Annotated in this window: 16 protein-coding genes; 6 read left to right on the plus strand and 10 right to left on the minus strand. The window is 65.6% G+C overall.

Going from position 1 to position 20,245, the window contains the following annotated elements:
* Nucleotides 1-3: 3 nt before the first annotated feature.
* Nucleotides 4-657 carry an ABC transporter ATP-binding protein gene (locus tag C4N9_RS15000; protein WP_109534159.1) on the minus strand — a complete coding sequence of 218 codons (654 nt, stop codon included), beginning with the start codon at nt 655-657 and terminating at the stop codon, nt 4-6.
* A gap of 13 nt (nt 658-670) precedes the next feature.
* Nucleotides 671-1,807, minus strand: coding sequence for a KpsE/RkpR family capsule polysaccharide export protein (locus C4N9_RS15005; RefSeq protein WP_109534160.1), 1,137 nt, complete (start codon nt 1,805-1,807; stop codon nt 671-673).
* A gap of 198 nt (nt 1,808-2,005) precedes the next feature.
* Here C4N9_RS15005 and C4N9_RS15010 point away from each other — a divergent pair, with 198 nt between their 5' ends.
* Nucleotides 2,006-2,833 carry an ABC transporter permease gene (locus tag C4N9_RS15010; protein WP_109534161.1) on the plus strand — a complete coding sequence of 276 codons (828 nt, stop codon included), beginning with the start codon at nt 2,006-2,008 and terminating at the stop codon, nt 2,831-2,833.
* Nucleotides 2,834-2,865: 32 nt separating this feature from the next.
* On the opposite strand, the gene C4N9_RS15015 is transcribed toward C4N9_RS15010, so the two are convergent.
* Complete coding sequence (locus C4N9_RS15015; protein ID WP_245902578.1) at nt 2,866-3,909, minus strand: glycosyltransferase; 1,044 nt, start codon at nt 3,907-3,909, stop codon at nt 2,866-2,868.
* A gap of 210 nt (nt 3,910-4,119) precedes the next feature.
* On the opposite strand from C4N9_RS15015, the gene C4N9_RS15020 reads away from it, so the two are divergent.
* Nucleotides 4,120-6,750: a calcium-binding protein gene (locus C4N9_RS15020; RefSeq protein ID WP_168192248.1), complete on the plus strand. Its 2,631-nt coding sequence runs from the start codon at nt 4,120-4,122 to the stop codon at nt 6,748-6,750.
* A gap of 39 nt (nt 6,751-6,789) precedes the next feature.
* On the opposite strand, the gene C4N9_RS15025 is transcribed toward C4N9_RS15020, so the two are convergent.
* From C4N9_RS15025 to C4N9_RS15040, 4 genes are all read right to left on the minus strand, one after another.
* Nucleotides 6,790-8,676 (minus strand): polysaccharide biosynthesis protein, encoded by a 1,887-nt coding sequence (locus C4N9_RS15025; RefSeq protein WP_109534163.1) that lies wholly within the window; start codon nt 8,674-8,676, stop codon nt 6,790-6,792.
* Between the two features lie 220 nt (nt 8,677-8,896).
* A complete protein-coding gene (gene glf / locus C4N9_RS15030; RefSeq protein ID WP_109534164.1) occupies nt 8,897-10,048 on the minus strand; it encodes a UDP-galactopyranose mutase in 1,152 nt (383 codons plus the stop codon).
* Between the two features lie 219 nt (nt 10,049-10,267).
* Nucleotides 10,268-11,959 (minus strand): SulP family inorganic anion transporter, encoded by a 1,692-nt coding sequence (locus C4N9_RS15035; RefSeq protein WP_109534165.1) that lies wholly within the window; start codon nt 11,957-11,959, stop codon nt 10,268-10,270.
* An 87-nt stretch (nt 11,960-12,046) separates the two neighbouring features.
* Nucleotides 12,047-12,700: a carbonic anhydrase gene (locus C4N9_RS15040; protein WP_109534166.1), complete on the minus strand. Its 654-nt coding sequence runs from the start codon at nt 12,698-12,700 to the stop codon at nt 12,047-12,049.
* A 158-nt stretch (nt 12,701-12,858) separates the two neighbouring features.
* Between C4N9_RS15040 and C4N9_RS15045 the strand changes: the two genes are divergently transcribed.
* The 3 genes from C4N9_RS15045 (at nt 12,859) to C4N9_RS15055 (ending at nt 15,783) form a co-directional block, all read left to right on the plus strand.
* On the plus strand, nt 12,859-13,239 hold the full coding sequence (locus C4N9_RS15045; protein WP_109534167.1) for a hypothetical protein: 381 nt from the start codon (nt 12,859-12,861) through the stop codon (nt 13,237-13,239).
* Nucleotides 13,240-13,537: 298 nt separating this feature from the next.
* Complete coding sequence (locus C4N9_RS15050; RefSeq protein WP_109534168.1) at nt 13,538-14,971, plus strand: leucyl aminopeptidase family protein; 1,434 nt, start codon at nt 13,538-13,540, stop codon at nt 14,969-14,971.
* The gene (locus tag C4N9_RS15055; RefSeq protein WP_109534169.1) at nt 14,968-15,783 is read left to right on the plus strand and encodes a C40 family peptidase; all 816 of its coding nucleotides are present in this window, start codon (nt 14,968-14,970) and stop codon (nt 15,781-15,783) included. The genes C4N9_RS15050 and C4N9_RS15055 overlap by 4 nt, the downstream gene beginning before the upstream one ends.
* A 147-nt stretch (nt 15,784-15,930) precedes the next feature.
* Here C4N9_RS15055 and C4N9_RS15060 read toward each other — a convergent pair whose 3' ends face one another.
* The 3 genes from C4N9_RS15060 to C4N9_RS15070 all read right to left on the minus strand — a co-directional run bounded on the left by C4N9_RS15060 (nt 15,931) and on the right by C4N9_RS15070 (nt 19,794).
* Complete coding sequence (locus C4N9_RS15060; protein ID WP_109534170.1) at nt 15,931-17,169, minus strand: saccharopine dehydrogenase family protein; 1,239 nt, start codon at nt 17,167-17,169, stop codon at nt 15,931-15,933.
* A gap of 37 nt (nt 17,170-17,206) precedes the next feature.
* A complete protein-coding gene (locus C4N9_RS15065) occupies nt 17,207-18,301 on the minus strand; it encodes a carboxynorspermidine decarboxylase (protein ID WP_109534287.1) in 1,095 nt (364 codons plus the stop codon).
* A 182-nt stretch (nt 18,302-18,483) separates the two neighbouring features.
* Complete coding sequence (locus tag C4N9_RS15070) at nt 18,484-19,794, minus strand: FliI/YscN family ATPase (RefSeq protein ID WP_109534171.1); 1,311 nt, start codon at nt 19,792-19,794, stop codon at nt 18,484-18,486.
* Between the two features lie 102 nt (nt 19,795-19,896).
* On the opposite strand from C4N9_RS15070, the gene C4N9_RS15075 reads away from it, so the two are divergent.
* Complete coding sequence (locus tag C4N9_RS15075) at nt 19,897-20,244, plus strand: FlgB family protein (protein ID WP_109534172.1); 348 nt, start codon at nt 19,897-19,899, stop codon at nt 20,242-20,244.
* The last annotated feature ends 1 nt before the right edge of the window (nt 20,245 follow it).

Below are 20,245 nucleotides of genomic sequence, written 5' to 3' on the forward strand. Positions count from 1 at the left end.
AACTCAGGCGAGCAGTTGCTCGTGGTGTTTGATGGCTTCGTCGAGATCCTCGAAATACCGCAAACGGCCTTCGTGCAAGACCAGAGCGGAATCGCAGAAGGCGCGCAGTTCGTTGAGGTTGTGATTGACGAGAATAGCGCTGGAACGCTGCATCCGGTCCCGGAACAGCAACTGGCTCTTGCGTCGGAAGCGCTGGTCGCCGACCGCGGTCACCTCGTCCACCAGGTAGGTGTCGAAATGGATCCCCATCGAGATGCCGAAGGTCAGCCGCGAGCGCATCCCCGACGAATAGGTCCGGATCGGCATGTAGAAGTGTTTGCCGATCTCGGCGAAATCCTGAACGAAATCGGCCAGTTCCTCGGTGTCGACGCCGTAGACGCGGGCCAGGAAACGGGTGTTCTGCGCGCCGGTCAGGTCGCGGTGGAAACTGCCGCCGAACCCGACCGGCCAGGAAATCGTGCCGTCGCTGATGATGCGTCCGCGGTCGGGCGCCATGGTGCCCGCGATCAGTTCCAGAAGCGTGGACTTGCCCGCGCCGTTCCCGCCCAGCAAAGCCATCGACTTGCCGCTGGGCAGGGTCAGGTTCAGGTTGCGGATCACCGGCTGGTATTGCCGGCGGATCCAGAACCCCTTGGACAGATTCTCGAACTGGATCATCGTGCGTCTCGCGTCAGCCGCGGTCCCGAAGACTGTAGAAGACCAGCGTAAAGGCCCCCCAGGCCAGAAGCAGGAAGAACCCGAAAAGCAGGATCAGGGTGCTGCGCTGGGGATATTCGGCGCGCTGGGCCAGGGTGGGACGGACATAGGTGGCCAGATACAGACTCTGCCGGTCGGCATTCGAGCGCGCGACATCCAGTGCTTCCAGCGCGGCGGTATAGGTGCGCTCGGCGAATTCCTGGTTGACCATCAGCGATTCGAACTGCGCGATCAGGCGCGGATAATCGGTATCGAAGACCGTCACGTCCTGCGTGGCGAAGTTGCGGCGCTCTTCCGAGATCCGCTCGCGGATCACCTCGATCCGGCGCTCGGCCTGACGCACGCGGGGATCGTTCTCGGCCGTGGTCTGCAGCAGCAGGTCGTATTCGACCAGCGATTCAGCCAGCGTGGTTTGCAGCCCGTTGATCACGCCCATTCGGCCGGCGATATCGGCTTGCGGATCGACGATCTGGGTCCGGGCGCGGAAGCTGGCCAACTCTTCACGCGCGGTGCGCAGCCGCTCGAGCGCGTTTTCCAGATCCTGCTGCGCATTGGCGATGCTGTCGCGGCGCGACTGGGCGTTGAGCGCGTTGATCATCGCTTCGCTCTCGGCGACGATCTCTTCGGCGACCTGCTGGGCGAACTCGGCGGTGTTGGCGCGCACTTGGACGTCCATCAGCCCCGAGCTCTGGTCATAAGAGACGATGACGACGCGTTCCCAGAACGACATCAGGTCTTCGACCGTGGCGTCAGGCCAGATCGAGAAGACCGGGTCGATGCTCCAGTTCTGCGAGTAATGCGCGCGGATATCCAGTGCTTCCTGCGCCCGTTCGACCATCTGCTGGCTATGGATGAAGGCATAGAGAACATCGGTATTCGACGACGAGCTGCCGCCGACGATGGAGCTAAGCCCGCCCACCAGTTCCGAAGCCGAGCTCGTTTCGTCGCTGCGCACGGTGAACCCGGTATTCGAGGCATACTGGTCCTGCGCGAAGACATAGAGGTAGGTCGCGATGATCAGAAGCGGCGCGAAGACGATCACGACCAGCGACAGGAACAGCGCGCTGTGCCGGCGGCGGATCGTGGCGCGTCCGACGACCGGCCGCACCATCGCATCCTCCGTGCCCCCGCCGGCTTGCTGGGCGCGGCGTGCGGCGCGTCTTTGGCCTCTCTGCTCGGCGTCAGAGCTCCCGTTCGGCCGTTGCTGGCCGGGATTGTTGGTGCCCACGGAGCGCTCCAAGTGTTGTTTGCCTTGTCAGCCGGTTTTCTACATAGTCCGGCGGGCAAACACCAGTGAAAGGACTGCTCGATGAGCGCTGGGTCGTACCCGGATTTGCCTGCTGCGCCGCCGGCGCCGCTGAAGCAGCACCGCCAATCCTATCACGACGCGCGCGTGCTCCTGGCCTTGGTCATGCGCGAGGTGACGACCCGTTTCGGTCGCACGCCGGGCGGGTTCATCTGGGCGATCATGCAGCCCTTGGGGCAGATCATCATCCTGGGCTTCGCCTTTTCGCTGATCGCCCGAAACCCGGCGCTGGGCACCAGCTTTCTGTTGTTCAAAGCCACCGGGATCCTGGTGTTTCAGGCGTTCAAGACCACCTCGAACATGATTGGCAAGTCGCTGAGCTATTCCAACAAGCTGCTGTCCTATCCGGGGGTTGAGTGGCCGCACGCCTTGCTGGCGCGGTTCATCCTGAACATCTTCGTGAACCTGGTGGTCAGCATCCTGATCTTGAGCGGGATCATCATCGCCGAGAACCTGACCCTGATCATGGACTGGAAGCCGGTCTTCCTGGCCTATTGCCTGGCGTGGATCCTGTCCTTCGGCATCGGAGCGCTGAACTGCTACCTGTTCGAACGCGTCGATATCTGGTCGAATGTCTGGGGCATCATGACCGGCCCGCTGATGATCGTGTCGGGGGTTATCATCCTGTACGAGGATCTGCCGCCCGTCGCGCAGGAAATCCTGTGGTACAACCCGCTTTTGCATATCACCGGCCTGATGCGCGAAGGGTTCTATTCGACCTACACGCCCGGCTATATCTCGATCCCGTTCGTGCTGGCCTGCGGGATGATCCCGATGGTGCTGGGGCTGATGCTGGTGCGCAAGCATCACCTGTACCTGCTCAACCGCTGACCCGTGGTCGCTGACCCGTGGCCGCGTGACCCTTAGCCTTCCGTGCCGGGCTTCTGCTTGCGGCCCTCTGCGCGGCGCAGGATCTCGTCATGCGACCGCTCGGTGCGCCGGCGCAGGCCATCGGCGACCGCAAGCCCGAAAAGCCGAAGGAACGTCCCGCGCTCGCCCCTGTGGTGGCGCAGCCTGAAGAGCCAGCGCGGCAGGTAGAGCAGCAGCACCGGACCAAAGAAGAGACCGGTGGCGATGCGGTACAGGATCAGCAGGTTGCGGTGGTAGTAATAGACTTTCCACAGCGGCCGGATGCGTGGATCGGCGCTGGAATAGGTGCTGCTGTCATGCTCGAAGCGGACCGAGGGATCGAAGCCGATCGCGTGGCCCGCCTTGGTCAGGCCCATCGTGTAGATCGCGTCGTCGCCATAAAGAAACAGCGCCGGATCGGGATAGCCGCGCTGGCGTACCGTGCGGGCGCGGACAAAGAAGCCGACGAAGGACGCGCCATCGACCCGGCGCAGGCCCGGGATCTCGAAATCCTCGGGCCCCAGATGGAAGGCGCCGCGGCCTCCGCCAAGCAGGGTGCGGGCAAGGATCGTCTTGTGCCAGAACGGGTTGAAGGTCGGGCGGTTCATCTCGCACAGGGTGCCGTCGGGATGGCGTACGGCGGCGGCGAAACCGTCGAACCCGGTCAGGTCCAGCGCCTGAAAAGCGGCGAAGGCGCCCGGTTCGGGCCGCGCGTCGTCATCCATGACGACGATCCAGTCGGGTGACAGATGCTCGACGGCGTGGCGCATCCCGGCCTCGAAGCCGCCCGCGCCGCCGCGGTTTTCGGGCAGGGTCAGGGTGATCAGCCGCGCATCGCTTTGCCCGGCCAGCCATTCCGCCGTCCCGTCCTGCGAGGCGTTGTCGACGACCAGCACGGCGGACAGGTCGCGCGTGGGTTGGTCCAGAAGCGCCTGCAGCGTCACTCTGAGCTGATCGAGCCGCTGATAGGTCACGACCACCGCGACGAGCCGCCCGTTCGGACCCACCGCGACCGCGTCGGAAAGAGATGTCGTGCCCGCAGGTTCTGTCTTCGTCACGCGTCGTCTGCCCGCTGCTGGCCCTCGGGGCCCGATTTCGGCGCAGAGCTAGGCGGGGCGGCGGAGTTTGTCAAACGCCAAGCGATGCGGCCATTCGTATGGGCGTTCCGTAAAATCCAAGCTGTTTGCCTCATTCTTGCCGCATTCGGGCGCCTGCAACCGCCACGCCGTCGGGCGATGACGGAAGCAGGCGTTGCAAAGGGTTCGGCCATGCGGCTGCATTTGGAAGGGGTCATCGAAACCGGGACCAACCTGCTGGATCAGGGGATCACCGATTTCGAGATCGCGGTCATTGACGGGGTCACGCATCTTTATGCGTCGACCGGGCGCAATGGCGGGCTTTCGGAATACGTGATCGGCGGCAATGGTGACATCACCCTGAGCACCAGCGTGATCTTCCCGGCCAATATCCGGGGCGTGGTCAGCGACCGGATCATCCTCAATGACGGCGCCGACGGGCCCGAAATGTTGCTGGGCGGGCGTGGCAGCGGGCTGATGGCCTACGGGCTGCGCAACGACGGGGATATCGGCTATCTCTACAACGTGTCGTGGTCCGATGCGCGCGCGGCCTTCGATGCCGGAAGCGACGCGTTCCTGCAGGCCATCGTGATGATGGATGGCAGCACCTGGGGAATCTTCCCCAACGGGTTCGACGGGGATCAGGTGGTCGATCTGGAATGCGTGACCATCGGCGTGCGCGATTTCGTCGTCGTCGCGAATGCACAATCCGACAATGTCGTGGCCTACCGGATCGACCCGGCGACGGGCGACCTGGTGCAGGTGGATTCGCTGGGCGCCGGGCGCGGGTTGGGGATCGACGCGCCGGTGGCGATGGAGACGATCACGCTGGGCGGGCGGACCTTCGTCGTGCTGGCCTCGGCCAATACCTCGTCCGTTTCGGTGATGGAACTCACGGCGACCGGTCAGTTGGAACCCGTCGACCACGTCGTCGATACCGGGGCGCTCAGGATCGGCGGCGTGCAGGCCATGGACGTGATCGAGGTCGGCGGCCAGGTCTTTGTCGTCGCGGGCGGTGCCGATAACGGGATCACGCTGTTCAGCCTGTTGCCCGACGGAACGCTGGTCGAGGTGCTGACGCTGGGCGATGATGCCGATACCGCGATGCACAATGTCAGCGCGATCGAGATGACGGTCGATGGCGGCACGCTCTATATCTTCGTGGCCTCGCAGAACGAGGCGGGGATCACCACCTTCACGCTGGATCTGGCCGATCTGGGCCGCGTGCTGGAAAGTGGCTGGGCGGCCGAGACGGTGAGTGGCACGCAGCGCAACGACATCCTGATGGCCAAGGGGCAGAACGACACGCTTCTGGGCGGCGCCGGGGACGATATCCTTGTCTCGGGCGGGACCGGCACGCAGATGACCGGCGGCGAGGGCGCGGATATCTTCGTCATCCGCGACGGCAGCGGCACCACCACGATCGAGGATTTTCAGGCCGGAAGCGACATACTCAACCTGTCCGACCTGCCGATGCTGCGCGACGTGTCGCAGCTGGATTTCACGGTGACAGGGACGGGGGCGGTGATTTCCTACCGGGGCGTGGTGATCGTGCTGAACTCGGCGGACGGGCAGCCGCTGAGCCTGTCGGACGTCTTTCCCGACGGGTTTGCATGGGGGGACCATTTTCCCTTCACGCCGATCGATGACGGCAACACGTCCAATCCCGGGATCTGGCGGCGGGGAAGCAATGGCGCCGATACGATCTGGGGCGGCGCGCGCGACGACACGCTGCTGGGCGGCGGCGGCAACGACCAGATCAGCGGCGGGCAGGGGGACGACCATATCGACGGCGGCGCCGGCCACGACACGTTGCGCGGCATCGACGGCGAAAACACGCTTCTGGGCGGGCTGGGGAACGATTTCATCGCCGGGGGCGCGGGCGCGGATTCGATCTCGGGCGGGGACGGGAACGACAGCGTTTTCGCGAATGACGGGGACGACACGCTCTATGGCGGGGCGGGCAATGACCTGCTTTACGGCGGCGCCGGCAACGACTTCGTCAGCGTTACCGCCGGGCGGAACATGATCGGTCTTTCGACCGGCAACGACACAGCGCAGGGCGGGACAGGGCAGGACACGATCTGGTGCGGAACGGGCGATGACGTCGCCCGCGGCGGCGAGGGGCACGACAAGATCGGGGCCGGGCTGGGCGACGACATGATCTATGGCGATGCCGGCAACGACACGGTCTACGGCGCCGCAGGAAACGACATGATTTCCGGGGGCGACGGCAACGACCTGCTTTTCGCCTCGACCGGCAACGACACCGTTTTGGGCGGAGCGGGCAACGACAACCTGTGGCTGGGCGATGGCGATGACCGCGCCGATGGCGGGGCCGGGGCCGACCAGTTGCGGGGCGGCACCGGCAATGACCGCCTGCATGCCGGGGGCGACAACGACATCGTCTGGGGGCAGGATGGCAACGACACGATGGAGGGCGCGGGCGGCGACGACTGGTTGTCGGGCGGCGCGGGCAACGACATCCTGAACGGCGGATCGGGCAACGACACGCTGCGCGGCGGATCGGGATACGACGTCTATTGGGGCGGCGCCGGGGCCGACGTGTTCGAATTCTTCCGCGATCACGATACCGGGCGGGTGATGGATTTCGACCCGGCCGAGGGCGATCTGATCCGGCTCGACGACTGGATCTGGTTCAGCCTGGGGGATCTGACCCCGCAGCAGGTGGTCGAGCGCTTCGGCTCGCTCGACGATCAGGGCAATGTCGTGCTGGATTTCAGCGATGTCGGCGGGAACGTGGTGATCCTGAACGGCTATGACGACCTGGCCGGCCTGTCCGATCACATCGAGATCTTCTGACCCCGACGCGCCCCGGTTGCTGATCCGATCGCCGGGCCGTCAGCCGCGGGCGAGGCTTTCGGCAAGCCGCAAATTGTTGTCCAGATCGCGCTTCAGCCAGTGCATCATCTCGGCGACGGCGGTGTCGGCATCGCCCGTCTCGACCGCGCCGCGCAGCGATTGCAGGGCGCGGACGATTTCGAATTCGGTCAGCAATTCCTCGCGCGCGCAGCCCAGCTTGGGATGCGCGGTCTGCGACAGGCGCGGGCTGACGGTCAGTTCCTCGTGCAGCTTCTCGCCTTCGCGCAGGCCGGTGGTGATGACCTCGATATCGCCGTCGGGATTGTCCTTGTCCTGAACGGAATACCCGGCCGCTTCGATCACCTGCCGCGCCAGATCGGCGATCTTCACGGGCTTGCCCATGTCCAGAACGAAGATCTCGCCGCCCTCGGACAGCGTGCCCGCCCACAGGACCAGGCGACAGGCTTCCTGGATCGTCATGAAATAGCGCGTGACCTCGGGGTCGGTGACGGTGACGGGCCCGCCGCGGCTGACCTGATCGTAGAAGATCGGCACGACCGATCCCGACGAGCCCAGCACATTGCCGAACCGCACCATCGAGAACACGGTTTCCTTCGAGCGCCGGGCGCAATCGCCGACGATCAGCTCGGCCATGCGCTTGGTCGCCCCCATCACGCCCAGCGGACGCACCGCCTTGTCGGTCGAGACCAGCACGAAACGCTCGATCTTGTTGTCGAGCGCGGCCATGGCCACGGTCTGCGTCCCGAAGACGTTGTTCGCGATCCCGGCCAGCGGGTTCTTTTCGACCATCGGCACATGCTTGTAGGCGGCGGCATGCAGGATCACCTGCACGCCCTGCGCGCGGATCGTCGCGTCCACAAGCCGCGCATCGTTGACCGAGCCCAGGATCGGCACGATCTCGGTGCCCGTATCCTCGGCCAGGGCGCGCAATTCCCGGTCGATGGAGAACAGCGCGAATTCGGTCAGTTCCAGCAAGACCAGCCGCTCGGGCTTGCAGCTGAGGATCTGGCGGCAGATTTCAGACCCGATCGAACCGCCCGCGCCGGTGATCATCACGCAGCGCCCGCGATAGGCGGTGCAGCCGCCATCCAGCGCGTCTTTCAGATGCTTGCGGCCCAGAACCTGGTTGGGCAGCACCGGCGCCAGCTTGTCGACGATTTCTTCCTGCCCGATCAGCTGCGCGAACGAGGGGAGCGTCTGCACCTCGACCTTCATCTTCGCCACGCGCCGCGCGATCTGCGCCTGACGGGGCTGGCTGAGCGACGGCATGGCCAGCAGCACCTTGTCGACATTCTGCGACCGGATCAGCGCCTCGATCCGCTGGGCGGGATACACGGTCTGCCCGGCGACGGTCATGCCGTGCAGGACGCTGTTGTCGTCCAGAAAGCCCAGCAGACGCACGTCTTCGGTCGATTTCAGCGCCATGGCCAGCTGGATGCCGGTCTTGCCCGCGCCGTAGATCAGCACGCGGGTCTCGTCGACATTCTTGCGGTACAGCGCGAGGAGGATCTGCAGCAGCACCAGCCGCGACGTGGCCGAGAAGACCGAATACATCAGCGCCAGAATGACGGGCGTGCCCGCCTGGACGTTCGACTGCCCCATCAGCACCATGATCGCCAGCATCCCGGCCAGCATCCCGCCCAGCGCGGCCGAGCGGCCCAGCGCCGACAATTCGTAGGATTTGAGCTGCACGCGCGGCAATCCCAGCGAGACCGAGATGAACCCCGCCGCGACCGACAACAGGATCATCGCCGGAAGCTCGGCGCGGATTTCCTGCAGGAAGGGGATCGTGCTGGACGACACCGCCATCGACACCAGAAGCGAGACGGGAACCAGCAGGATGTCCAGCCAGAGCAGGATCAATTGCTTGGTCCGCCGGGACAGGGTGGTCAAACGGGTCAGCATAAATACCTTCAATGCAGCTGCGGCAAAACGGGATTGATCGTGCGACTCGAACCGATGCGCGTCAGGTGCCGTAACAGGCCTATCTGAGCATGAAACGGCCGATATTGCATCATAATTTGGACTACATGGTCAGGCTTGGGCATTCTTTTGCCCAATGCCGTGGCATTTTCGCATAGGTCGCGATGCTGCGGTGCGGCGCGAGGGTCTTGGAAATGCTGCGCTACAGCGGCGCATGAACGAAGGCCGGCATCGCCTTGTTCCCGGCCCGAGACCGCAAGAAGTGCCGCGCGGTGTCCAGCGCCTCGCGGATCGTGACATCCATGTCGAGATAGCGATAGGTCCCCAGCCGCCCGACAAAGGTCACGCCGGCCAGCGTCTCGGCCCGGGTGACGTAATCGCGCAGCAGGGTTTTCTCTTCGACCTGCCGGATCGGGTAATAGGGGATGTCGTCGGGTCCGCAGGCGCGTGAAAACTCACGGTACATCACCGAGCCTTCATGCGTCTCCCACGGCGCGAAATGCTTGTGTTCGGTGATCCGCGTGAAGGGCACCTCGGCGTCGCAATAATTCATCACCGCGCAGCCCTGGTAATCGCCCTGTTCGGTGAACCGCTCGAAATCCAGCGTGCGATAGCCCAGCCGCCCCAGATCGTGCCCGAAATACGCGTCCAGCGGCCCCGACCAGAAGACGTGATCGGCATCGTCGGCCATGTCCGGCGCGTAGGGGGTGTTCAGCGCGACCTCGATCCCCGGATGGTCGAGGATGCTTGCCACCATCTCGGTATAGCCGCCTTCGGGCATCCCCTGATGGCGATGGGCGAAGTAATCGTCGTCGTAATTGAAGCGCACGGGCAGGCGCTTGAGGATCGCCGCAGGCAATTCGCGCGGATGGCAGCCCCATTGCTTCTGCGTGTAGCCCTTGAAGAACGCCTCGTACAGCGCGGGGCCCACGAAGCGCAGCGCCTGTTCCTCGAAGGTCTGCGGATCCTCGATCGTGGTATCCGCCTGCGCTTCGATAAAGGCGCGGGCCTCGGCCGGACGCAGGGTCTGGCCGAAGAACTGGTTGATCGTCAACAGGTTGATCGGCAGGGAAAAGACCCGCCCGCCGCTTTGCGCCTTGACCCGGTTCTTGTAGGGCAGAAAGCGCATATGCGCGTTCACATAGTCCCAGACGCCGGTGTCGTCGGTATGGAAGATGTGCGGGCCGTAGACATGCACCATCACGCCCGTTTCGGGGCAGCGCTCGGTATGGCAATTGCCGGCGATGTGGTCGCGCGCCTCGACAATGCGCACGGAATGTCCCGCCTCGGCCAATTCGCGGCCGATCACCGCGCCCGACAGGCCCGCGCCGACGATCAGAATGTCCTTGCCCAAACCGTGTTCTCTTACCTTGCTGAAATGCTGCTGGGTGACTGGCCGGATCGCCGGGGACGACCCCCTAGCATCTGAAGGGACCGCGTTGCGCGCGGATAGCGGAGAATGCGCAACAGGACATGTCCTAACCTCGGCCAGATGGGCGCCGCGGCCGTCAGACCGACCCGGCGCGGTTGCGCGCAGGCATAGGGCGGGGGCGTGCGCAGGTCAACGCCCGCGTCAATGCGCGCCCATCGTGGTGGCCGTAATCTGCCCGGCACCCGTGTCGCGCGTCAGTTCCGCGCGGGCCAGCGCGATGCCCGCCTGGATGTCGGGGGCGTGCGGGACGCCCGGGGCCGCCAGGCCATGCGCCTGAAGCCCGGCTTGCAAGGCCTCGTCGCCGCCGGACAGCACGACCAGAACACCCCGCCGCTGCGCGCTTGTCACCAGCCCGGCGATGGTGTGGATCGCGGTGGAATCCACCATCGCCGCTTCGGTGAAATCGACGACCATCGCGCGATGGGTGTCGCCGATCCGTTCCAGCACCGCCCCGACCGAGGCCGCGGCGCCAAAGAAAAACGCCCCCCGGATGCGGTAGACGACGATCTCGTCGTCGCGGCGCAGCCCGGTCGGGGCAGTGTCGGACTCGTCTCCCTCCAGCGTCGCCACCTCGGCTGCCTTGCTCATACGGTGGATGAACAGCACCGATCCCAGCGCGAAACCGACGACGATCGCCTCGGTCAGGTCGCGGAACACGGTCAGCAGCAGCGTCACGGCCAGCACCGCCGCATCGGCTTTCGAACTGCGGATCAGCGTGGCGATGGCGTGGCGCTCGATCATGTTCCACGCCACCGTCGCCAGAACCCCCGCCAGCGCGGCGAGCGGGATCATCCCCACAAGGGGCGCGGCCAGCATCATGAAGGCCAAGACGAAGACCGCATGCAGCATCCCCGCGACCGGCGAATGCGCATTGGCGCGGACATTGGTCGCGGTCCGGGCGATGGTGCCGGTCGCGACCATGCCGCCCATCATCCCCGAGGCAAGGTTCGCAGCCCCCTGCGCGATCAGCTCCATGTTCGAGGAATGGCGCCGCCCGCTCATCCCGTCCGCGACCACCGCCGACAACAGCGCCTCGATGGAACCCAAGAGCGCAAAGCCCACCGCATTGGGCAACACGGCGACCACCAGCTCCCACGAGACCGGCGGCAGGGACGGCGCGGGCAGCATCGCCGGGACCGCGCCGAAGGTCGACACGATGGTCGGCGTGTCCAGATCGAGAAGCGCCACAGCCAGCGTCGTGACCACGACCGCGATCAGCAGCTCGGGCAGGCGCGGGGCGACGCGCTTGAGGCCAAGGATCAGCGCGATGGTGACGGCGGCCAGCGCGATGGTGACGGGGTTGGCGGTGGGCAGCGCCTGCCAGATCGCGGGCAGTTTCTCAAGGATCGGGCCGGGCTCGGGGCCGTCCAGCGTCAGGCCCAGCAGATCCTTGATCTGGCTGGCGAAAATGATCGTGCCGATGCCGGTCGTAAAGCCCACGGTGACGGGATAGGGGATGAAACGGATATACGAGCCCAGCCGCAAAAGCCCGAGAGCGGCCATGATGACCCCGGCCAGCATGGTGGCCAGGAACATCCCGCCGATCCCGTGCTGCGCCACCGTCGCCGCGACCAGCACGATGAACGCGCCCGCCGGCCCGCCGATCTGATAGCGCGAGCCGCCCAGGGCCGAGATCATGAAGCCGCCGACGATCGCCGTGTAGAGCCCCATCGCCGGCGTCCCGCCCGAGGCAATGGCGATGGCCATCGACAGGGGCAGGGCGACGATGGCGACGGTCAGCCCGGCAAGGGCGTCGCGTTTGAGATGTGTCAGCGAGTATCCCTCGCGCAGGACGGGATACAGGGCCGGAACGAGCCTGTCGGAATAGGGCATGGGACCGCCGGAAAAGAAGGAACGGCGCGAACTTAGCGCGCCGTTCCCGGATTTCGCAAGAGCGGCGCGCGGCGCGCCGGCTGCGACTCAGCCGACCGGCACGAAGGCGTCGATGTCGGAATCGTAGGCGTCCAGCCCGCCTTCGCCAATATTATGCCACAATCCGTGCAGCGTCAGGGTCTCGGACTCGACGGCCTCGCGCACGAAGGGAAAGGTCATCAGGTTGGCGAGCGAGATCTTCACCGCCTCTTTCTCCATCGCCGCGATGCGCTCGGCCTCGTCGGCGATCGCGCCGGTGGCCTCGTATCCCGGGCGCAGGATCTCCATCCATGTTCCCACGAAGCTCGACTCCGCCGACAGCTCGGGCGCCTTGCCCGCGCACATGTCATGACAGCCGCGCACACCGCCGCAATTTGAATGCCCGACGACGATCAAATGCGCGACTTTCAAGGCGGTTACCGCATATTCGACCGCCGCCGAGGTGCCGTGCTGCTGACCATCCGGCGTGTAGGGCGGCACCAGGTTGGCGATGTTGCGGTGGATGAAGAACTCGCCGGGATCCGCGCCGAAGATCGAGGTCACATGCACGCGCGAGTCACAACAGGCGATCAGCATCGAGCGCGGATGCTGGCCTTCCTGGGCGAGGTGGCGAAACCAGCTCTTGTTCTCGGCGTAATGCGTAGCGCGCCAGCCACGAAACCGGTTGGTCAGGTATCCGGGCAATTTGCGGGCATTCGGCATCGGCGTTTCCTCTTAATTCCACCACAATCCGGTGCTAAGCTCAATTTGCAGGAAAATCGAGCAGCTTTCCCGCACCCGGGGCAACGAATTGTTAGCCCGGATCAAAGATCCTTCGGGCGGGTGCAAGGGAAATAGACTGGGGCAGAAAGGGTGCGATCGTGACTATTGTCGTCGAATTGCGTCCAAGCGAACGTGTCATCATCGACACGGCGACCTTGGATGCCGTCTTTAAGACTCTGGGCCACCGTGGGGCCGAGAGTCATGTCATCGAAACCGTCGAGGCGATCTCGGACCTTCTGGCCGAGGTCGACGCGATGGTGCGGGCCGATAATCTGGCCGGGATTCCGGAACTGGCGCAGCGCGTGTCGCGGCTGAGTTTGGATATCGGCCTGACCTCGCTGGCGCGTGTCTCGCGCGACATGGGGATTTCGGCGCGTGAGGGCGATATCGTCGCCTATCGGGCGATCTGGGAACGGCTGGTGCGCATCGGCGACCGCTCGCTGGCGCTGGTCTGGGAAGTGCCCGGCCTGTCGATGTAGCCGGTCGCGGTCCCGCGCGGACAGGGCGGCGGAACCGGGTGTATCCCCCGCCGCCACGCGCTTGCGTCGGGCGGGCAGGGGATTCCTGTCACGCCCTCCGGCGCCAGGACTTTCTGCGAACCCGTTTCGACATCCGGATTGGTGCGCGCAGTTTGGTGCGCGCCGCGACGCCGGCTGTTCATGCGGCTTTCTTATCCGGGCTGTTCCGGCGGGGCCTCGCTGAGCGCGGTTCAATCGCTCTTTCCCTTCGGGACCCCGACGGCATAGGGTGGCGCAAAGATCGAAACCGGGACTTTCCATGCGCCGTTCTCTCTCAGCCTTCGCTTCGACCGATCAAGCCTCGATCCCGCTGCATGTCGTCACCGCCGACAGTCTGGCGCAATGGCTTGACGGACAGCCCGAGCGTGTGCGCGCCTGGGTCGCCAATACGGGCTTCCAGGGCCGCTCGGGCGAGACGCTCTGCGTGCCGGATGCCTCGGGCGGGATCGACATGGCCTTGTCCGGCCTCGGCAGCGCCGCGGCGCAGGCCCGCAACCGCTTCGCGCTGGGCGCGGCCCGGCTCAAACTGCCTGCCGGAACCTATCATCTTGCCGGCGGCCTTGACCCTGAAGCCGTCGCCGAACAGGCGCTCGGCTGGCTTCTGGCCGGCTACAGTTTCGAGCGGTTCCGCCATCGCCCGGCCGAGGAATTGTCGCTTCCCGCGCTCAAGGCCCCGCCGGGTCTCGACGCCAAGCGCATTGAGATCCTCGCCGCGGCCGAATGGCTGACGCGCGACCTGATCAACACGCCCGCCTCGCAGCTTGGCCCCGAAGAGCTGGAAACCACGGTCCTGTCGCTGGCCGAGGAATACAAGGCCGAAGTATCGGTCACCTATGGCGACGATCTCCTGGTCGAGAATTTTCCGCTGATCCACGCCGTGGGCCGCGCCTCGGACCGGATGCCGCGGCTTCTGGACCTGCGCTGGGGCGATGAGGGGCCGCGCCTGACGCTGGTTGGCAAGGGCGTCTGTTTCGATACCGGCGGGCTGAACATCAAGCCGGGCGCCTCGATGGGGCTGATGAAGAAGGATATGGGCGGGGCGGCCACCGTTCTGGGGCTGGCGATGATGATCATGGCGCTGGGCTGGAAGGTCCGCCTGCGCGTGCTGATCCCGGCGGTCGAAAACGCCATTTCCGGCAGCGCGATGCGACCGGGCGACGTGCTGACCGCGCGCAACGGCAAGACCATCGAAGTCAACAACACTGATGCCGAAGGCCGTCTGGTGCTGGCCGACGCGCTGGCACTCGCCTGCGAGGAAGCGCCCGACGCGCTGATCTGCATGGCGACGCTGACGGGAGCGGCACGCGTGGCGCTGGGGCCCGACCTGCCGCCCTTCTACACCGACGACGAACTGCTGGCCGAGGCGCTGGCCCGCGCCGCGCGCGCCGAATCCGATCCGCTCTGGCGGATGCCCTTCCACGCGCCCTATGAAAGCCTGATCGAACCCGGGATCGCCGATCTGGACAACGCGCCCTCGGGCGGCATGGCGGGCTCGATCACCGCCGCGCTGTTTCTGCGTCGCTTCGCGGAAGGGGCGCAGCGTTTCGCGCATTTCGATATCTATGGCTGGCAGCCCACCGCCGCGCCCGGCCGGCCCAAGGGCGGCGTCGGGCAGGGCGCGCGCGCGCTTCTGCGGGCCCTGCCCGAGATCCTCGGCCCCGATATCGCGCCGGGGGGCCGTGCCGCGTCATGACCGATCGTCGCTATCTGCGCGCGGCGGGCGGCGTCGCGCATGACAGCCTCCGCGGCGCGCTGGACGGGGTGCTCTTCGTGGCCGGGCGCTGGCAGCGGGTGAGGGCCCCACTTGCGGATCTGCGCGAAACGCCCGGCGGCGCGCGCGACCGGCAGCTTCTGCACGGCACGCGGGTCTGCATCATCACCGAATGCGACGGCCATGCCTTCGGCTTCGACGAGGACGAGGGCTATTGCGGCTGGCTGCGCGAGAGCGATCTGGGCGATGACGGCGCGGTCACGCATTGGGTCTCGGCGCCCGCGACGCATCTCTATAACGCGCCCGACATCAAGCAAGGCGACCGCATGGCCCTGAACATGGGCGCGCGGCTGAGGGTCACGGGTGAAGAAGGCCGCTTCGCCGTCACGCCCGACGGCTATGTCCCGGCCCGCCACCTGCGCGCGATCGGCGACTGGCGCGATGACCTCGTGTCGGTGGCGCGCGACTTCCTGGGAACGCCCTATCTGTGGGGCGGCAATTCGCGCAGCGGCATCGATTGTTCGGGGCTGGTTCAGGCCGCGTTCCGCGCGCTCGGCCGCGACTGCGCGGGCGACAGCGATATCCAGAGCCAGATGGCCGGGGCCGAGGTGGTGCCGGGGCAGGAAGAGGCGGGCGACCTGATCTTCTGGGCGGGCCATGTGGCGATCGTCAGCGCCCCGGGCCGGACGATCCACGCCAATGCCCACCACATGGCGGTGACAGAGGAGGCGCTCGACGCGGTGATCGCCCGCGCCGAAGAACCGGTGCTGCGCCGGGTGCGCCCGGCAGGGTGAGCGCGTCGCAGGCGGGAGCGCCGCGCCGTGAGTATTTAAGGCAAAGTGAAGGGGCTTAACGAAGTCTTAAGGCCCGTCTTTGTTCTTCAAATATCCTGGGGGGTGAGCCGCAGGCGAGGGGGGCAAAGCCCCCCTTTCCCCGGGCCGTTACGCGTTCCAGGCCCGGTCGCCTGACGCGTCCTTCACCCGAGTCGGCAGGCCGATCCGGTCGAGGATCTCGAAGAAGGGTTTCGGGTCCAGCTCTTCGACATTCACCATCTTCGACACGTCCCAGGTCCCCTGCGCGATCAGCATCGCCGCGGCCACGGGCGGGACGCCGGCGGTATAGCTGATGCCCTGGCTGCCGACTTCGTTATAGGCATCCTTGTGATCGGCCACGTTATAGACGAAGACCTCGGTCTCCTTGCCGTCCTTGGTGCCCTTGACCACCGTTCCGATACAGGTTTTGCCGACGTAATCGGGCGCCAGCGAGGAGGGGTCGGGCAGCACCGCCTTCACCACCTTGAGCGGGATGACTTCCAGCCCCTCGGCGGTGGTGACGGGTTTCTCCGACAGAAGGCCCAGGTTCTTCAGCACCGTGAAGACGTTGATGTAATGGTCGCCGAAGCCCATCCAGAAGCGCACATCCGCCTGCGGGTAATTGGTGGCGAGCGAATGAACCTCGTCATGGCCGGTCATGTAGGCCTTCTGCATGCCCACGACCGGCAGGTCCCATTCCTTGCCCACTTCGAACATCGTGTTCGACTGCCAGGCGCCGTTCTGCCACGAATAGACCGTGCCGGTGAATTCGCGGAAATTGATCTCGGGGTCGAAATTGGTCGAGAACCAGCGCCCGTGCGAGCCCGCGTTGATGTCGACGATGTCGATCGAGGCGACCGCGTCGAGATAGGTGTCGATGCCGTAGCGGGCATAGGCGTTCACCACGCCCGGATCGAAGCCCACGCCCAGGATCGCCGTCACGCCCTTTTCGGCGCAGGCTTCCTTCCGCTTCCATTCGTAATTGCCGTACCACGGCGGCGTTTCGCAGATCAGGTTCGGCTCTTCGTGGATCGCGGTGTCCATATAGGCCACGCCCGTCTCGATGCAGGCGTCGAGCACCGGCATGTTCACGAAGGCCTGCGCGACGTTGATCACGATGTCGACGCCGGTTTCGCGGATCAGCGCCGCGACCTCGTCCGAATTGCGGGCGTTGACGGCATGGGCTTTCAAAACGCCCTCGCCCTTCATCGCGCCTTTCTCATGGACCGAGGCGATGATCGCCTCGCATTTCGAAAGGGTCCGGCTGGCGATATGGATGTCGCCCAGGATGTCGTTGTTCTGCGCGCATTTATGCGCCACGACCTGGGCGACGCCCCCGGCTCCGATGATCAGGACATTGCGTTTCATTCGCCCCTGCACCTCCGTGTTGGTTGGCTTTACTCTGTCAGCTCAGCGCGGCGGCGAAATCGTCATAGCCGAAATCGCGCACCTCGCGGATGGTTCCGTCCATCTCGCGGATGGCGATGGCGGGCATCTTCACGCCGTTGAACCAGTTCTTTTTGACCATCGTGTAACCGCCCGCGTCCTGCACCGACAGCCGGTCGCCGGCTTTCAGTGGCTGCGGAAAGCGGAATTCGCCGAAAATGTCCCCCGCAAGGCAGGATTTCCCGCAGACCATCCATTCGTGATCGCCCGCATTCGGCTCCATCTTGGCCTGCTCGCGGTAGATCAGCAGATCGAGCATATGCGCCTCGATCGAGCTGTCGACGATGGCGAGGTTCTTGCCGTTGTAGAGCGTATCCAGCACCGTCACCTCGAGCGTGGTCGATTTGGTGATCGAGGCCTCGCCCGGTTCCAGGTAGACCTGCACGCCGTTCGTGTCGGCGAAGCGTTTCAGCCGGTCGGCCAGACGCTCGAGCGGATAGCCCTCGCCGGTGAAATGGATGCCGCCGCCGAGGCTGATCCAGTCCATGTCGCGGATCAGGTGGCCGAAGCGCTGTTCGATCAGCGAGAGCATGGTGTCGAAGCGGTCGAAATCCGCGTTCTCGCAATTGTTGTGGAACATGAAGCCGGAAATCTTGTCCGCGACCTTGGCGATCTCTTCGGGGTCGTGTTCGCCCAGCCGCGAGAAGGGGCGCGCCGGATCGGCGAGGTCGAAGCCCGAGGTCGAGACGCCGGGATTGACCCGCAGGCCGCGCACATGGTTGGCGCTCTGGGTCTCGAAGCGTTCGAGCTGGCCGATCGTGTTGAAGATGATCTTGTCGGAATGCGCCAGCACCTCGCCGATCTCGTGATCCGCATAGGCGACCGAATAGGCGTGCGTTTCCTTGCCGAACTTCTCGCGTCCCAGCCGGACCTCGTAGAGCGAGGACGAGGTCGTGCCGTCCATGTATTCCGACATGAAATCGAAGACCGACCATGTGGCGAAGCATTTCAGGGCCAGCAGCGATTTCGCGCCCGAAGCCTCCCTCAGCCAGGCGATCTTTTCCATGTTCGGCAGAAGCCGCGCTTTGTCGATCAGGTAATAGGGAGTTTGCAGCATCTCGGGCCCTTCTGTCGGCACGGGGTGTGGCGTGTCTTTGGCAACGCAGCCCGGCCCCGCCCGGCGGACGAGGCACTGGGTTGCGGATTCGACGCTGCTGATAGCGCCAGTCTCGTGCAGAGACAAATGGCTTTTACGGGCGCGAAGGCAAGCACCAGGCGCCCACGGGCCCGAAAGGGTCAGCCTTCGAGCGCCTTTTTCAGCCTGCCGAAGCTTTCGGCATTCGACTTCGCGCCCTGTCCGCCCAGAAACGCGTCGAGCTTCGGCCACAGCTTGATCGCCCGGTCGGTCAGCGGGTCCGAGCCCTGCGCGTAGAGCCCGGCCTGCACCATCATCTCGGCCCGTTCCCAGGCGCCGATCAGCCGCCGCGCTTCGGTGATCTGCGCGTTTTCGCTGGGCGAGGCGGCGGCGGGCAGCGAGCGCGAGACGCTGCGCATCAGGTCAATGGCGGGGAAGCGGCCGCGCTCGGCAATCGCCCGGTCGAGGATCACATGCCCGTCCAGCACTCCGCGCAGGATGTCGGCGACGGGTTCGTCCATGTCCGATCCGGCGACCAGCACGGTAAAGATCGCGGTGATGTCGCCCGTTCCGGGCGCGCCCGGTCCGGCGCGTTCGGCCAGAGCCATGATCTGATGCGCGGTCGAGGGCGGGAAGCCCCGGAGCGACGGTTGTTCCCCCGCAGCCAGGGCGATCTCGCGATGCGCTTCGGCAAAGCGGGTGACGGAATCGAACAGCAACAGCACATGCTGACCCGCATCGCGGAAATGCTCGGCCACGCTCATCGCGGTCAGCGCCGCGCGGCGCCGGGCAAGCGGCGATTCGTCCGAGGTGGCGCTGACCACGACCGACCGGGCAAGCCCTTGGGCTCCCAGCACATCCTCGACGAAATCGCGCAATTCGCGTCCGCGCTCGCCCACCAGCGCCAGCACGACGACGTCGCATTCGATCCCGCGCGCAAGCTGACCCAGAAGCATCGTCTTGCCCACGCCCGAGCCCGCGAACAGGCCCACCCGCTGGCCGCGCACCAGGGGCAGCATCGTGTTGAACGCGTCGAGCCCCGTGGACAGTCGCCCGCCCAGCCGCTTGCGCCGCGCGGGCGAGGGGGGCGCGCTGCGCAGGCTGCGCGGGGTCTGGCCGCGCACCAGCGGTCGTCCGTCCAGAGGGTCGCCGTAAGGGTCGATGACGCGCCCGATCCATCGGTCGTCGGGGGCGATCATGTTGCGGCCCACATGCTCGACCCGGTCGCCGATGGCCAGCCCCTCGGTCGTGTCCTCGGGCAGGATCTCGGCCCCGGCGGACGTGAGGGCGATGATTTCGCCGCCGATCCGATTGCCCTGTTGGTCAAGCACCACGACCCGGTCCCCCAGCCGCGCGCGCTGCGACAGGCCCAAGACCGTCAGCGTGGTCGCCTGCATCGCCTCGACCCGGCCGGAATGGCGCACGGGCCGGATCGTGGCCAGGTCGGCCAGAAGGGGATCGAAAACCGACATCGGCAGGCTCCTTTGCGCAACGGGCGCCGGGATGACGCCCGATTACGGTTTCTAAAGGAATCACCCTTAATCCTTCGTGTAAGCCAGCAACGGGAGAATCCCATGTTCGAAAGCCTGGACGTCCTGCGCATGGCGCAGGCCTATGCCACCCACGCCGCGAGCCGCCAGCAGGCCATCTCGCAAAACGTCGCGAATGCCGACACGCCCGGCTACCGCTCGCGCGATGCGATTCCCTTCGCCGATTACTGGAATGCCAGCCTCGACGGGTCGCTGGCGGATCGCGGACGGCTGCGGCTGGACGAAAACCCCGCCACCGTCGCGCCCGACGGCAACACCGTGTCGGTCGAATACGAGATGATGCGCGCGGTCGAAGCGCGCCAGCAGCACGAAATGGCGCTGGGCATCTATTCCATGTCGCGCGACCTGATGCGCGCCAGCCTGGGCCGGTGAG

Source organism: Pararhodobacter marinus (assembly GCF_003122215.1).
Lineage (GTDB): Bacteria > Pseudomonadota > Alphaproteobacteria > Rhodobacterales > Rhodobacteraceae > Pararhodobacter > Pararhodobacter marinus.

Excerpts from the sequence above, each read along its gene's own strand:
- C4N9_RS15055 (WP_109534169.1), top strand. The coding sequence starts at position 14,968 with ATGACCGATCGTCGCTATCTGCGCGCGGCGGGCGGCGTCGCGCATGAC.
- C4N9_RS15050 (WP_109534168.1), top strand. The coding sequence starts at position 13,538 with ATGCGCCGTTCTCTCTCAGCCTTCGCTTCGACCGATCAAGCCTCGATC.
- C4N9_RS15040 (WP_109534166.1), bottom strand. The coding sequence starts at position 12,700 with ATGCCGAATGCCCGCAAATTGCCCGGATACCTGACCAACCGGTTTCGT.
- C4N9_RS15075 (WP_109534172.1), top strand. The coding sequence starts at position 19,897 with ATGTTCGAAAGCCTGGACGTCCTGCGCATGGCGCAGGCCTATGCCACC.
- C4N9_RS15035 (WP_109534165.1), bottom strand. The coding sequence starts at position 11,959 with ATGCCCTATTCCGACAGGCTCGTTCCGGCCCTGTATCCCGTCCTGCGC.
- C4N9_RS15005 (WP_109534160.1), bottom strand. The coding sequence starts at position 1,807 with ATGGTGCGGCCGGTCGTCGGACGCGCCACGATCCGCCGCCGGCACAGC.
- C4N9_RS15060 (WP_109534170.1), bottom strand. The coding sequence starts at position 17,169 with ATGAAACGCAATGTCCTGATCATCGGAGCCGGGGGCGTCGCCCAGGTC.
- C4N9_RS15010 (WP_109534161.1), top strand. The coding sequence starts at position 2,006 with ATGAGCGCTGGGTCGTACCCGGATTTGCCTGCTGCGCCGCCGGCGCCG.
- C4N9_RS15070 (WP_109534171.1), bottom strand. The coding sequence starts at position 19,794 with ATGTCGGTTTTCGATCCCCTTCTGGCCGACCTGGCCACGATCCGGCCC.
- C4N9_RS15020 (WP_168192248.1), top strand. The coding sequence starts at position 4,120 with ATGCGGCTGCATTTGGAAGGGGTCATCGAAACCGGGACCAACCTGCTG.
- C4N9_RS15000 (WP_109534159.1), bottom strand. The coding sequence starts at position 657 with ATGATCCAGTTCGAGAATCTGTCCAAGGGGTTCTGGATCCGCCGGCAA.
- C4N9_RS15025 (WP_109534163.1), bottom strand. The coding sequence starts at position 8,676 with ATGCTGACCCGTTTGACCACCCTGTCCCGGCGGACCAAGCAATTGATC.